The organism is Salinimicrobium tongyeongense (assembly GCF_026109735.1).
Lineage (GTDB): Bacteria > Bacteroidota > Bacteroidia > Flavobacteriales > Flavobacteriaceae > Salinimicrobium > Salinimicrobium tongyeongense.
On sequence record NZ_CP069620.1, the window covers coordinates 743,333 to 760,537 of the forward strand.

General features: G+C 44.4%; 2 protein-coding genes. Both read left to right on the forward strand.

All coding sequences use genetic code 11. The features are described 5' to 3' along the window. The first annotated feature begins 132 nt into the window (after positions 1–132). Complete coding sequence (locus JRG66_RS03285) at positions 133–9,918, forward strand: DUF8693 domain-containing protein (RefSeq protein WP_265164321.1); 9,786 nt, start codon at positions 133–135, stop codon at positions 9,916–9,918. 280 nt (positions 9,919–10,198) lie between these two features. Next, the gene (locus tag JRG66_RS03290; RefSeq protein WP_265164322.1) at positions 10,199–17,197 is read left to right on the forward strand and encodes a DUF8693 domain-containing protein; all 6,999 of its coding nucleotides are present in this window, start codon (positions 10,199–10,201) and stop codon (positions 17,195–17,197) included. The last annotated feature ends 8 nt before the right edge of the window (positions 17,198–17,205 follow it).

The following is a 17,205-nucleotide window of genomic DNA, read 5'->3' on the forward strand; positions in this document are numbered from 1 at the left end:
TGTACTTACTAATTTTACCCCAAGCACATACACTTGGTCTATGTTTGAAGCTTTTAATCTATTAAAATAAAGTAAAAATTTAAGACTTGATTTTTTTTCCTACTTTTACCACCTGATTTCTAATGGTTTGGTATGGAGAAATTTTTTACTCCTGTAAAGATTCTGGTCTTATTTTTACTGGTCGGCTCCCCTGTCCCCGGCTCCTTCATGTCCATCCCAAATCTCAGATCTTATACTTACCCTCAACCAACTGAAAACTTTGGCACTCCCTGGTACGAATCTCCCAAAGGAATTTTTGCATTAAGCTTCAATACCTCCGAAGACCCTACAGTTAGCGCGCCGGCAAACATTGATAAAAATACCAATTCGGAAAAATGTTCAGCTTCCATTGGTATCCCAAATGTAACTTATACCGGAAACAGCCTTTCATGGTCTATGACTGGAGCCACAACGGCATCTGGCACGGGACAGTTAGGCACCTACAACTTTCAAAAGGGAACAACAACTATTGTCTTTAAAGCGCATGGGGATAATAATACTACTGCTGAAGACTCCATGACTGTCACCGTTACAGACACTGAAGCTCCAAAAATTACCCTCGGAAATGACATTTTTGAGAATACAGATACAGGAAAGTGTACTGCCACTATCGCTGTTCCAACTGTAAATTATAGCGATAACTGTTCGGGAGAAGAATTAAGCTGGATCATGAGCGGTGTGACTTCAGGAAATGGAAACGGACAGGTGGGCACCAAAACCTTCAACATTGGAAAAACCACCATTAATTACACCGTCACCGATGCAGTCGGATTAAAAACTTCTGGATCTGTCGATATAACGGTTACAGACGCTGAAGCACCAAAAATTACCCTCGGAAATGACATTTCTGACACTACAGATGCAGGGAAATGTACCGCTTCCATCGCTGTTCCAACTGTGAATTTTAGCGACAACTGTTCGGGGGAAGAATTAAGTTGGATCATGAGCGGTGTGACTTCAGGAAATGGAAACGGACAGGTGGGCACCAAAACCTTCAACATTGGAAAAACCACCATTAATTACACCGTCACCGATGCAGTCGGATTAAAAACTTCTGGATCTGTCGATATAACGGTTACAGACGCTGAAGCACCAAAAATTACCCTCGGAAATGACATTTCTGACACTACAGATGCAGGGAAATGTACCGCTTCCATCGCTGTTCCAACTGTGAATTTTAGCGACAACTGTTCGGGGGAAGAATTAAGTTGGACCATGAGCGGTGTGACTTCAGGAAATGGAAACGGCCAGGTGGGTACCAAAACCTTCAACATTGGAAAAACCACCATTAACTACACCGTCACCGATGCAGCCGGATTAAAAACTTCTGGATCTGTCGATATAACGGTTACTGATGATGAAGCTCCAAAAATTACCCTCGGAAATGACATTTTTGAGAATACAGATACAGGAAAGTGTACTGCTTCCATCGACATTCCGAATGTGAGTTTTAGCGATAACTGTCCGGGGGAAGAATTAAGTTGGACCATGAGCGGTGTGACTTCAGGAAATGGAAATGGCCAGGTGGGTACCAAAACCTTCAACATTGGAAAAACCACCATTAGTTACACCGTCACCGATGCAGCAGGATTAAAAACTTCTGGGTCTGTCGACATTACGGTTACTGATGATGAAGCTCCAAAAATTACCCTCGGAAATGACATTTTTGAGAATACAGACACAGGGCAGTGTACTGCATCTATCGCTGTTCCAAATGTGAGTTTTAGCGACAACTGTTCGGGGGAAACCTTGAGCTGGGAAATGACCGGCGCGACTAAGGCTTCAGGAACAAATCAGGTGGGAAACAGGACCTTCAATATTGGAACCACCTCGATAAAATACACGCTTACCGATGCTGCAGGCAACACCACTTCAGCATCAATGAAAGTTCTTGTTGAAGATAAGGAAGCTCCAACCCCTCCCAATATCACCACACTGGAAGACTGGAGTTGCGGCGAGGCTATTCCTATTCCTGTAGCTCAGGATAATTGTTCAGGAGAAATTCAGGGAGAAACGCCTGAAATGGTATTTGATGCTCCGGGGCAGTACCTTGTTACATGGACCTTTACCGATGAAAAAGGAAATTTCAGCACTAAAGATCAAACCGTCAACATACCTGAACCCACTGTTGATGTGCCGGCAATTGACGGCAATGAATTTTGTAATACTGAATCTCTTCCTGCAATTACATTTACCGGTAACACTTTAGCAAACAAATCTTATTCCTGGTCTTATAAAAGTGCTTCCGGAAGCAGTCTTGATATTGGACTGGCTTCCAGTGGAACCGGAAATATCCCCGCTTTTACGGCTAAAAACAACACTAATGAATCTGTTACCGCCGTATTTGAGGTTATTCCTTTCGGGAATGCCTGCGAAGGGGAGGCAACAAATTTTTCCATAACGATCAATCCTACTCCATCTGTCACAAAACCTAATGATATTGTGGTATGTGAAGGAGAAACGATTAGTAAGATTGATCTTTCAAACGTGTCGGTAACAGGAAGTGAAGTAGCCTGGACCAATGATAATTCTAACATTGGTCTTAACCCGGCCGGAAATGGAGATATTGCTGCATTTGTCGCCACCACTAATGGCACTCATGTGACCCAGGTTGCTACCATTAGCCTTACTCCTTCAGCAAATAATTGTACCGGGAAAGTGGAAACTTTTACCATAACGGTAAAACCCAGGCCGGAAGTAAATGTTTTTCCTGAGAACCAGACGTATTGTAACGGACAAACAACAGATATCCTGCCTCTTGGCTCTACGGTAGCAGGGACAAAATTTAATATTTCAGGCGGTTCGGCCATTGGGCTATCGAACAGATCAAATGTTACCGAGATTCCTGCTTTTACTGCTAAGACGGGAACGGCCACTGTCACCATTACACCGGTAGTGAATGGGTGCACGGGAGCACCGGTGAATTATGATGTAACGGTGAATCCCACCCCAACGGTTTCCGTGAGTCCGGCGAGCCAGCAAATATGCTCGGGGGAGAGTACTTCTTTAAATTTAAGCGGCAGCGGCACTTCCTTCACCTGGACTATTGCTGAAGCAGGCAATGAGATTACAGGGGCTGCTGCAGGCTCTGGTAACAAGATTGTTCAAACGCTTTCCAACAGCAGCTCCCAGCCACAGCTTGTAAAGTACCGAATTGTGCCTGAAGCCAATGGATGTACTGGTACGCCTATTAGCGTGACTGTTACTGTGAATCCTACACCTTATTTCGAATTTATTAATGCTGATTCCCTTTGTTCACCTACAGATCTAACACTATTAGAATTTACCCCTAACTCCTCAACAGGTTTAAGTTTAGCCTATTTTAAAAACGGAAGTCAAGTCCAAAATCCAAAAGAAGCAGATCCGGGTGTCTATAACATTATTGCTACCTCAACTACTGGCTGTTCAATTGAAAAAGAAATTATTGTAAATCAAACACCGGAATTAATAGTATCTCTGAACGCACCAGACGCCTGTTCGAATACTGCATTTGAATATGAACTCAAAACAAATGATCCTGATACTGAAATAACCTGGAATCGTTTACCACACCCTGATATTTCCAGTAATTCTACAGGGAATGGCTCCGGTAATATAGGTGAAACCTTGAGAAACACTTCAAATCAACCAGTTGAAGTCACTTATGAGGTAAACATTTCTTCACCTGAAGGATGCCTCAATACCCAAACAGTAAAAACAACGGTCAATCCAGTACCCCGGCTGAGCAATCCTTCTACAGATTCTGAGGCCCTAGAATATAGTTTTACAATTTGTGGTGGTGATATATTTGAATTTCATCCATCAAGTGATACACCGAATACCTCTTTCAGATGGGAACGTGAGCCAATAGGCGAGAATTCAGCTAATAGCGGCACGGGAACTATAAAAGAAAAATTATTAAACTCTACAGCTGAAGACATAAGTGGGATTTATAAAATTTATTTGAGTTCCAACCAGTGTGATAACCCAACTCCTTATGAAGTACGGGTTTTGGTTAAAAGAGCACCAGATGTTGACGCTTCTATTGTCCTCCACGGTGCTTCAGAAAATAAAAACTCTAAAATTATTGAAATCTGTCCTGGTGAGAGTTATGTGGACTTATATTCTAATGCAGAAGTAGCAACTGAGGAAAACCTCCCGCCAATAATTGCAAACTGGAATTTCAGTAACCAATCACATCGTGATAAATGGTCAAAAGATCCCTCCACTGGAAACAGATGGAGAAAAGGAGAAAATGGCAAATATGAATATGGTTGTGGCTGGTGGTCAACTTGTGAAGCAGAATTTGATTTCTCAAATGAAAATTCACCATTTTTTGTGGTAAACAGTGAAGAACATTCTGGGGACTTTGACGACATTGCTTTGGTTAGTCCCAGCTTTAACACAATGGGTTATTCTAAAGTTGTTTTAAATTTTACTCACGCATATAAAGATGGTGGAAGTTCACGGCGCAATGAATATGATACAGGAGAAGTCCAAATTTCTACAGATGGAGGAAATACCTGGAAAACAAAAGAAGTTTACACGAGTGACATTGGTTCGAGGATGAGCATGGTTCCAGGTCTTACTGATAATGGACAATTTATAGAGATTCCTACAGATGAACCTAATGTAAAGATTCAGTTTCTATATGATAATGGCAGTGGCTGGTCTAGAAGAGAAGGATTTTGGGCAATTGGCAATGTGAGCATTACTGGAGAAGGAACTGAGCAACCAACAGTAACATGGATACGATCAGACAAGCCGGATGAGATATTTTCCTACGAACAAAATCCAAAAAATGTTCAGGTAAATGGTGCAACCACATTCACCGCCATATACAAGTATGAAAGCGTTGATTGTCCAGGCTCAGATACTGTTGAAGTTATTGTTCGTACTCCACCAGAACCAATATTAGAAGCAAACTATTGTACCAATTCTAAATTTGTTGAGATTACCACAGATCAAAATTATACTGACTATGACTGGGAATCACAGGGAAAAACGATCACTCCAGTAACAGGAGAACCGTGGAGGATAGAGGCCGAAATTGCGGGAACTTATACTGTCACTGTCACCGATGAATTTGGTTGCACCGGCACAGGATTTATTGATGTTTCTAATGAATTAATTATAAATGGTGACTTTGAAGATGGTAATACAGGTTTCTATACTGAATACAACTATAAACCCTATCCCACTGCTTACACCGATCGAAATCAAGGCACTGCAGCTTTATGGGCTGAACGAACCTATACAGTAGCTCAAGATGCACATCCTACTCCATATGCTTACCATCCGCACTTCTTTGGTCGGGATCATACTACTGGCTCCGGAAAATTCCTATTGGTAAACGGAGCCCCCGCCTCTGGAAAAGTGATTTGGAGGCAGACCATAACCAATATCCAACCTAATACAAATTACTACTTTAGTGCCTGGGGTATGAATCTTAACCCTTCAAGCCCAGCTCGGTTACAGTTTAAGGTTAACGGGGTGAATACCGGAACCGTAGCCAATCTGAATAATGCCCCAAAACCAACAAGTAATTATCAGGTAAATACTTCGAATTGGGTACAATTTTATAGTAATCCTTTCTGGAATTCTGGAAATGCAACAACTGCCGTTCTTGAAATAGTAAATTTAAACACTGACACGGGAGGTAATGATTTTGGCTTGGATGACATATCCTTTGGTACTCTTGAATCAATCAAATTCTCTATTGATCAAATCCCGGCTACATTTTTATGTGAGGGAGAAATACTGGAAATTACTCCAGAATTTAAAGGAGGAAGGGAACCGTTTGAATATACCTGGACAAACCCGAATGGAGATGTAGTTTCATCTGAAAAAAACCTTATAATTGAAAATGTCACGGCAGATATGACCGGCCAGTATAAGTTAACTGTAACCGATTTTTACGGGTGCGAGCCTCAGGAGGCTTTAGCAACTGTGACTGTTTTGGGTATAGATGCCGGCGAAGATCAAACTGTGTGTTCTAATGTGGGAAGCCTTCAGCTGGATGGGCAAATATCAGGTTCAAACGCAGGCGGCACCTGGTCTACAAACGGCACCGGGACTTTTTCCAATAGTAAAGCCCTGGATGCAATATACACTCCGGGAGAAGCTGATCTTACTTCTGAAAACGGGGTGACACTTACTCTAACCTCTAATGATCCAAACGCTACCTGTACCGATGAGGTTACTATTTCTTTTTACAACTCTCCCCTGGCAACAGTTTCTGTCACGCCGGTAAATTGTTTTGGTGCTCATGATGGCACTGCAACAGTAAATGTGACAGAAGGAACCGGAACAGGCCCGTTTAGATATGAATGGAAAGATCAAAACGGAAATACTGTGGGAACATCCCAAACCGCCATTAATCTTTCTCCCAGTGAGTCGGGATATACCGTAATTGTCATCGATACCAATGGCTGCCAGGTAGAAGTTAGCAGCCCGCCAGTATTAGAGCCTTCAGCATTAAAAATTGACAGCACCTCGGTAACAGATGTTACCTGTTTTGACGGGGAGGATGGTAATGCAACAATAATTGTTAGTGGTGGGCTGATAGCGGGAGATACACCTAATTATACCTTGACATTACTGAACAATAACGGGGAGGAAGTGGCTTCGGAAATAAACAATACTACCGGAAGCTTCCAGGTAACCAATCTCAAAGCCGGAGCCTATACTTTTACTGCAAATACTGCAAATGGATGTACGCTTCTTTCTGAAAATATTACGATAGACCAGCCCCTGGAAATTATAGTGAATGCGGGTGAAGATATCATCCTTGCCGAATGTGGTTTAAGAAAGGTTCAGCTAAAGGCAACACCCGTAGATCCAAATCTGGGTACCGGAAGATGGGAAATTATTGAGCCATCAACAGGTGAGCTGCCTGTTTTTGAGAATGAATTAGCCCCCGACACCTGGTTTACGGGGCAGACAGACACAAAATATGTATTAAACTGGGTAGTAACTCCAAATGTTGAAGAATGCGTAAAAAGTGATACGGTAATTGTTGAATTACCCCCCGCCTGCAGCCGACTCAATTTTGACGGGCAGGATGATTTTGTAGATCTGGGAGATCACTACAATATTACCAACAACGAACTTACTATCGAAGCCTGGGTAAAGCCTAACGATTTAGCAGGAACAAAGACCATTCTTTCAAAACGGGAAGAAGGTAATCTCAATTCCGGTTACGACCTTCTCCTAAGTAACGGTGCCCCTTCTTTTAGGATAGGAAACAAAAGTGTCACTTCTGTAAACTCCCTAACCACCGATCGCTGGTTCCACATTGCCGGGGTCAATACCGGTGGACAATTACAGCTCTATGTGGATGGTATCCTTGTGAAATCGAATTCGGGAATTACATCAAACGATATTAATGACAACAATGCACCGGCAATTATTGGGGCTACTTATGCCTCCTCCCCTTCCGGAAGCAAAAATAATTTTTCAGGCTTTATTGAGGAGCTGCGTATATGGAACACTGGCATTAGCGTAGAACATATCAGGTTTTATATGAACCAGCGGCTGGAGAAGATTGGTTCAGAAGTTAACGGAAGTGTTCTTGAAAATGACCTTGAGCTTCCAAATGCTCCCGAAGTACTATCATGGAGCAAACTGTTGGGATATTATCAGCTCCTGGCCCGTGAAGACCTCATATCTAATGGCTTCACTCCTAATCTTGGTGCCCTGGGAGATACAGCAGACGGGAACCTTAAGAACATAGAAGATATGCAGGAAAACACTGCTCCCCTTCCTTATATCCTTTTTACAAGTAACGGAAACTGGTTCGACAAAAATTCCTGGCAGCTGCCCAATCCATACAACGGAAGAAATATTACTATGCCTAAGGTATGGAATGCACCAAACACTACAGGGATAAATGGGGAAACTATCAACTGGAACATCGTAGACCTTAACGGTAAAAAAATCAACAATCCTGCTTCTGCCAGCAATATTACCCTTCTGGCCCTCCTTGACAAAGCAGGCACTCTTGACCTCAACGGCGAAAACAATAAAAATGGCACCAGCCTTACAGTTACACATTATCTCAAGCTTGACGGGGTTCTCGACCTTAATGGAGAATCACAACTCCTACAAACAGCAGGCAGTAAATTAGAAGGCACTGGTTACCTTGAACGCGACCAGCAGGGTACCGCCAGCAGCCATAACTACAATTACTGGGGTTCTCCGGTAAGTATGATGGGTGCAGAGCCAAATTCCGGGTATAAAATTGGAGCGAAAACAGGCGGTGAATATGTGGGGGTGTTATTTGATGGCTCAAATCCTGCTGCCCCGGGACCTATAGACTTTAACCCCCAATATCATTACGCCGATCATGATTACCCTGTTGGGAGCCCTATCCGAATTAGCTCTTACTGGCTCAATAAGTTTTTTGGCAAAGCCGGGGAATACAGCAAATGGAAACAGATTAGCCCTGAAACCCACATTACCACAGGAGAAGGATTTACCATGAAAGGCTCCAGGGGAAGTAAAGACATTAAAGAACTACAGAATTATACGTTTAGAGGCATGCCCAATAATGGTCCGATCACTTTAACTATTGGTCTTGATCAAAATTATTTAATCGGAAATCCGTACCCCTCAACTATTGACGCAAATGAATTTATTCGGGATAACCTAAAGAATGTTCCGGGAGGAAGAAATTCCCAAAATGTATTCAATGGCTCAATTTATTTCTGGTCCCATTTTGCCAATAAAACTCATATTCTTACCGAATATGTTGGAGGTTACGCCATTTACAACCTTGCCGGTGGTATTCGCGCAATAGCTAATGATGCCAGGATTAATAACCAGAACCCAAACCGGCAGGGAGGTAAAAAACCACGCCAGTACATTGCCGTGGGCCAGGGATTTTTCATCAACACCGTATTAAATCCGGCTCTGTCTCTTAACCCAAATGTAACGATCACGGGCGGAGAGGTAAAATTTAACAATGGCCAGAGGATTTTTCAGCCTGAATCTGACTCCACCAAAGTCGTATTCCATTTTATGGAGAAGAAAACTGTCAACCTGAACCCTGGTCCCGAACAAACTCCTACAGTTGAAGACAGAATGAGGCTTTGGCTCAAATTTGAATCTCCGGCCGGCTATCACCGCCAGCTCCTGGTGACCCGCGATACCGCAACCACTTCGGGCTTTGACCTGGGCTATGACGCCCCTCTTATTGAGAACAATAAGGAAGATATGTACTGGCTCATGGGAGAAGAACAGGATAAACTGGTGATACAGGGGGTACCCGATTTCGATACTGAACGCGTTTTACCTCTCGGCCTCAAAATTTCTACGGAAGGAGAGTTCACCATTGCTATAGACGAGATGGAAAACATCCCCGATGAGCTCCCGGTCTTTATTAGAGACAATAGGACCGATACCTATTACAACCTAAAAGCATCAGATTTCACGGCCACCATTGAACCCGGGGAGATCCATGACCGTTATTCGGTGGTGTTCCATGAGAAAAAAGAAGATCCGGAAAATCCGGACGAGGGCGGTGAAGACGGCGATGATGACGGAAGTGGTGACGGTGAAGATGATGGTGACGGTGAAGACGACGGAAGTGGTGAGGGTGACGGCGATGGAGATGGAAGTGAAGTGCCCGAAGAACCCACTTCTCCCAGCAAAGGGCTTCAGCTAATCTATTCATCCAAATTTAAAGAGGTAGTAATTAAGAACCCCGATCTGTTACCTCTCAAAAAGGTCATTTTATTCAATGCCTTTGGCCAGGAAATTCGTACCTACAACAATATTGAGCTGGATAAAATCACCGAATTACCGGTAGCAGTTCCCAGCAAAGGCATGTATTTCGTGCGGGTTTATACTGAAGATTTCACCCGGGTGCTAAAATTCCTCGTAGATCAGATAGATTAAGGCATTTGCCAATAAAAATTGCTCATATTTTGCTGAAAACCGAAATTTCCGAAGTCAGAAACCCCTCAAAAAGGGGAACTTCAGGTTTATTTCTGAAAAGATTTTATAAAAAAGACTTTTAAAACTCTATGCCTGATGTTTCTTCCTGAAGTAAAGGGCCTGCTTCTTAAAAAGTGTTTTTAATCTAAGTTTTAATACTTTAATCTCTTAAAAAGGGGAATAAAAGAACAAAATCTGGAAATTTTTCCTACTTTTACCTGCTGATTCTTAACGGTTTGATATGGGGAACATCTACAATTCTCTAAAAATTTCGGGCCTTTTTTTACTACTGAGCAGTTCGGTACTGGCTTCCTTTTGGAGTAATTCTGCATCAGGAATTTACATTTTTCCGCAGGTGCGTCAGTCACAGGCAGCAGGCTGGATGGATTCCCCTTTCGGAATATTTTCTGCTGCTTTTCAGGAATGTAGTCTTACTGCAAGCTTGTCCTCCACAAATGTTACCTGTAAGGCGGCCAAAAATGGCACAATAAGCATATCCAATCCGTCAGGAGGAAGCGGGAACTACCGCTACAGCATTGACAATGGAAATTCCTGGCAGGATTCCGGCAACTTTAGCGGACTCCTTCCCGGAAGCTATCAGGTAGTCATTGCCGATAAAGCCGATTCCAGCTGTCAAAAAAGCCTTAATTCAAACCTGGTTATTTCTGAACCCGATTTACTCAGCCTCACAAATTCCACCAGCACGCCGGTTTCCTGTAACGGGGGCAGTGACGGAACTGTAACCGCAGGCACGGTGACAGGCGGAAATTCAGGGTACACCTACAGCATCAACGGGGGTAATTTTTCAACGTCGACTACTTTCTCCAACCTTTCCTCAGGAGATTATACCATTACCGTTAGAGACAGTAAGGGCTGTGAAGCTTCGGAAACTATTACTGTTTCCGAGCCGGACATACTGACCCTCACAAATTCCACCAGTACACCGGTTTCCTGTAACGGGGGAAGTGATGGAACTGTAAGCGTAGGCACGGTTGCAGGCGGAAATTCAGGATACACCTACAGGATCAACGGAAGTAGCTTTTCAACGTCCACAACTTTCTCCAGCCTTTCCGCAGGAGATCATACCATTACCGTTAGAGACAGCAAGGGCTGTGAAGCTTCGGAAATTCTTACTGTTTCTCAACCAGACGTACTGAGCCTCACAAATTCCACCAGCACGCCGGTTTCCTGTAACGGGGGCAGTGACGGAACTGTAAGCGTAGGCACGGTGGCAGGCGGGAATTCAGGGTACACCTATAGCATCAACGGAGGTAGCTTTTCAACCGCCACAACATTTAACAACCTTTCCCCAGGAGATCATACCATTACCGTTAGAGATAGCAAGGGCTGCGAAGCTTCGGAAACTCTTACTGTTTCTCAGCCGGACGTACTGACCCTGACAAATTCGACCAGTTCGCCGGTTTCCTGCAACGGGGGCAGTGACGGAAGCCTAAGTGTCGGCACGGTGGCAGGCGGGAATTCAGGGTACACCTACAGCATCAACGGAGGTAATTTTTCAACCTCCACAACTTTTAATAATCTTTCCGCAGGAGATCATACCATTACCGTTAGAGACAGCAAGGGCTGTGAAGCTTCGGAAATTCTTACTGTTTCTCAGCCAGACGTACTGAGCCTCACAAATTCCACCAGTACGCCGGTTTCCTGTAACGGGGGCAGTGACGGAACTGTAAGCGTAGGAACTGTGACAGGCGGAAATTCAGGGTACACCTACAGCATCAATGGAGGAAGTTTTTCTACAGCCACTACTTTCAATAACCTTTCCGCAGGAGAACACATTATTACCGTTAAAGACAGCAAAGGCTGTGAAGCTTCGGAAACTATTACTGTTTCTCAGCCAGACGTACTGAGCCTCACAAATTCCACCAGCACGCCGGTTTCCTGTAACGGGGGCAGTGACGGAACTGTAAGCGTAGGTACTGTGGCAGGCGGCAATTCAGGGTACACCTATAGCATCAATGGAGGTAGCTTTTCAACCGCCACAACTTTTAATAATCTTTCCGCAGGAGATCATGTGATCACTGTAAAAGACAGCAAGGGCTGTGAAGCTTCGGAAACTCTTACTGTTTCTCAGCCAGATGTACTGACCCTCACAAATTCGACCAGCACGCCGGTTTCCTGTAACGGGGGCAGTGACGGAACTGTAAGCGTAGGCACTGTTGCAGGCGGGAATTCAGGGTACACCTACAGCATCAACGGAGGTAATTCTTCAACGTCGACTCTTTTCTCCAACCTTTCCGCAGGAGATCACATCATTACCGTTAGAGACAGCAAGGGCTGTGAAACTTCGGAAACGGTTACAGTTTCTCAGCCGGAAGTGTTGACAATGACCACTGAACCTGCAACTACAGCAGTTACCTGCCATGGAGGAAGTGATGGGACGATCACAGCCGGTACAGTTACGGGGGGTATTTCTCCCTACCAATTCTCGGTAGATAACGAGAATTTCTATTCCACCCCAGTTTTCGAAAACCTCACTGCCGGAAATCACACCATCTTTGTCAAAGATGCCAATGAATGTGCCATTCAGGTACCGGTGACTGTATCCCAGCCTGATCTTTTAACCGCACAGCTGAGTAAAACGGATGTAAGCTGTACGAATGGGAACAGCGGTGCTATTCAAATTTTGAATGCTTCAGGAGGACATGGCAATTATGAATACAGCATTGACGGCACCAACTGGCAATCATCTTCCGGCTTTAGCGAACTCATTGCCGGAACCTATTCCGTGGCCATAAGAGATGCAGCATATCCCGACTGTGTAATAGTGCTGAATTCAAATCTGAAGATCGACCAGCCCACCCAGCCGCTATCGGTAGCGAAGGTTACTACACAGCGCACCACCACCTATGGAACGGCTACCGGTTCTGCAACCGTTGACTTTACAGGGGGAACACCGGGTTATACTTATGAGTGGCGCAAAAAAGGAGAAACCGGAATTCTCCAGACCACAAAAACGGCAAATTACCTGCCTGCAGGAGAATACGAGGTAACGGCCACCGATAACAATGGCTGCAGGCTTTCTAAGACCGTCACTATATATGATGCTATTCATGCCCCTATTATTCCCACCTCTGTTTGTGGTAGTGATACTGACGTAATTAGGACCTCATACTTTGAAGTAGAAGACCTTTCTGCCAGGGGTGGCGTGGGCCCTTACACCTATTCCTGGAATTTTGGCGCCAACGCCACACCGGCTACGGCTACAGGCCCGGGATCTCATAAAGTAATTTATTCTGCTACAGGCAACAAAGACATAAAACTCACTGTTACTGATGCTAGCGGGGTTTCAAAAACCATTTCCATTATACATTATGCAGGGGAATGTTTTGTTGACGACTGCGGATCAAATGATTTCGAAATCAGTCCGTTTTATATTGGTGATGCCAACGGAAACAAAATTACCAGTGAAACCTGTGATGATGATATTTCAAAATTTATATACTTTGATCTTCCTTCCGGCCCCACGCGGTATTCGCTGTATATGGAATACATATTTTCTATAGAACACCCCAATGGGGAAGTAACCCGCCTGAACAGGGGCAGGTGTCTATACGATAAACAGGCAATACCTCAAAAAGTTAAAACCATTGAGGTTGATTGGAATTGCGGAGACATACTCGTGGTAGAAAATGTATACCTTACTTTTTCCAATAATAGCAAATGGACATGCGGACAGGGCCCTAACCCCAAATGCTATTCCACCAACAGCCCCGAAACGGTACAGGCTCCGTTATTTGTCACCGTTACTGCAAATGAACTACTGTGCCACGGTTCCAAAAATGGCACTGTAACCGCAAAAGCTTCCGGCGGAAAAGCTCCTTATTACTTCAGCATTACCGGTTCAAACGGAACATTTCAAAGCTCTAATGTTTTCAATAGCCTTGAAGCAGGTACTTATACGGTATGGGTGAAAGATAGTGAAGGCAAAAAATTTGAATCGGAGGCTGTAGAAATTATCCAGCCGCTTGCCCCCATCACAATTGAGCTCACCTCTGTAAATCCCGCCTGCTACGGTGAAAAAGGGAAAGCTACAGCTTTGCCCCAGGGAGGAACTCCTTTCATTGATGAAAATGGCAATAGTTACTACAAATATCTCTGGAATGATCCAACAGAACAAAATACAGCTACTGCTGTAGACCTCCTGGCAGGCAGCTATACGGTAACCGTTATTGATGCCAATGGCTGCCAGACCATCGTACCGGTCACGATTACTCAACCCGAGCAGCTTACGCTTCCTGAAGCAGGCCCCGATCAATCTTTTGGATGTGGCTTTGACGATACCGTTCTTGAAGCCAACACTCCCGTAACAGGAGTGGGAACCTGGACTGTAGTTGATGCGCCTAATTCTAGCTGGGTACTGGCCGAACCCAATAACCCAACCTCTGCTTTTAGCGCCCCCGCAGGAATTTACACCCTAAGATGGACTATTGCCCATGCCGATGGCAGCTGTGGAGAAAGCAGTGAGATGACAGTGACTTTTAAAGGCGATTGCAGTACTCTCGATTTTGACGGAATAGATGATTACGTTTATATTGGAGACAGAAATAACTTTTCTTCAGATTTTTCTATGGAAGTCTGGATCAGGCCAAGATCTGTACAGGGATTGAAGACCGTGCTGTCAAAACGCAACACAGCGGCATTAACTTCAGGTGGTTATGATCTGGTCATCAACAACGGCGCTCCTACTTTTAGATGGAATGGCAATTCGGTCTCTACTTCTTATAAATTATCCACAACCCGCTGGTATCACCTGGCAGTGGTATTTAAAGGCAGTAGCGTTGAGTTATTCGTCGACGGCATTAAAGTAGGAAATGCTACCGGCTCAAAACCTGCCAGTAATTCTTTTCCATTCCTCATAGGGGCCATGTATGATGCCGGTAACCCCGAGCTGCCCAAAAACTATTTTAAAGGCTGGATGGAAGAGCTCCGGGTTTGGAAAATCGCCCTTTCTACAGAGCAGATCAGGTTTATGATGAACCAGCGCATTGAGGCCAGTGGCAGTGTGGTAAAGGGAGAGGTCCTGTCCATGACCGTCCCGGGGGAATTAGCCTGGTCATCTCTTAGCAGTTACTACAGGCTTATTGCCGAAGACGCAAAAGTAGCCCAGGGAATAGCCGTAGACAGAGCCGATAATGGCCTTGACGGACATCTTCGGAATATTGAAAGCCTTCAGCAAAACACTGCTCCCCTGCCCTATATTTCAGAAGCCAACGGAGCATGGAAAACCCGTGAAGCCTGGGATAGCGGAATTGGAACCGACGCTGAGAACTACTGGACATGGCCTAATGACAAAGGTATTAATGGAACTGATATCGACTGGAACATTGCTTATCTCACCCATGAACATAACTCCGGCAATAAAAACATCACCCTCCTTGGATTCCTTGTCAAAAGCGGGGAACTCGATATGCTGGGAACAAATCCCGTGCGCACAACCGGCGGTATCCAGGCCGGGACCGGGAACGGCCTCACCATAACCAGATATCTGGACCTTAGTGGTTTTATAGACCTTAATGGGGAATCGCAGCTGGTGCAGACGCAGGGCAGTATTCTAGTTGGAAATGGCAGTGTACAAAAGGACCAGCAGGGAACGGCCAGCAGCTACAACTACAACTACTGGAGCTCACCGGTGAGCATAAGCGGCAACTCTCAAAACAGCGGATTCAAAGTCGCTTCGGTACTAAGGGATGGTACAGATCCTGCCAATCCAAAAATTATCGACTTTAATTATCAGTACCATTGGGCCGACAAGGCTATGGCCAGCCCCATCAAAATAAGTTCTTACTGGCTGCATAAATTCTTCGGAGATTCAAATGAGTACAGCCAGTGGGAGAAGATCAATGAAAGCACTAGCCTTTTAAAATCGGGAGAAGGATACTCCATGAAAGGATCTTCCGGGTACAGTGAAATTCTTGATCTTCAGAATTATGTTTTCACCGGAATGCCAAATAACGACACCATTTCACTGAATATCACTACCGGCAAGAATTACCTTATTGGAAACCCTTACCCGTCGGCTATAGATGCCAATGAATTTATCCTCGACAATCTTGACAACAGAAGGAACGGCACCAATGTATTTAACGGCTCCCTCTATTTCTGGTCCCATTTTTCGGGAAATTCGCACTACCTGCCCCTTTACATTGGCGGTTATGCCGTGTATAATCTTTCTGGCGGAATTAGGGCCATTGCGAATGATGAGCGTATTAACGCAACAGGAGATGAAGGCGGGGAAAGGCCTCAACAGTACATTCCGGTAGCCCAGGCCTTTTTCGTGAGTACCGCGCTCGATGAATCTATTACCTCCCAATACGGGATCAGCATTCATGGCGGAGATATTTTGTTCCGAAATAGTCAGCGTTCTTTTGTTTCTGAAATAGATAAATCAAAATCAGTTTTCCATTCCCAGGAGAAAAAAGGCCTGAACAAACCTGAATCTTCTGATGCCGAATCCAGGAAAAGGATCTGGATAAACTTCAGTTCTCCCCAAGGATATCATCGCCAGCTTTTAGTGACCGCCGATAAAAATGCCACTTCGGGCTTTGATCTTGGTTATGACGCGCCGCTCATAGAAAATAACCGGGAAGACATGTACTGGTTTTCTGATAACCTGGAGACTATTATTCAGGGAGTGCCAGATTTTGAAGACAACAGGCTGCTGCCTTTAGGCATAAAAACTTCGAAAGGTGGAAAAGTTACCATTGCGATTGATGAACTTGAGAATATAGGTGCAAATTTCCCCATTTTTGTAAAAGATAAATATACCGACACCTATCACAATTTACAGGATTCAGATTTTACTGCTGAAGTTACAGCAGGAACCATCCATGACCGGTACGCTATAGTTTTCAAAGACCACCAGCCTTCCGAAGAAGATCCGGGAGACCCTGATGAAGGAGGTGATGGCGATGGTAATCATGGAGGCGATGACAGTATTATTATTGAAGAGCCACAACAGCCACAACCTTCATTATTTGGCATTGAGCTGCTTTACCTGGGAGAATCAAAGACCCTCATCATCAGGAATTACGACTTGTTACCTGTCAAAAGTGTCATTTTATACAACGCCGCCGGGCAGGAGATTTATGTGTACAACGAGAAGGAAATTGAACAGGGAAGCACCATCAAATTACCGGTAGAAGTTCCTGTTAAAGGGATGTATTTTGTGCGGGTATACCTGGAAAATACAAGCCTTCCCCTCAAGTTCATTGTAGATTAACATTGCGG

What these genes read in the sequence shown, in the direction of transcription:
- JRG66_RS03285 (WP_265164321.1), top strand. Translation starts at nt 133, where the DNA reads ATGGAGAAATTTTTTACTCCTGTAAAGATTCTGGTCTTATTTTTACTG.
- JRG66_RS03290 (WP_265164322.1), top strand. Translation starts at nt 10,199, where the DNA reads ATGGGGAACATCTACAATTCTCTAAAAATTTCGGGCCTTTTTTTACTA.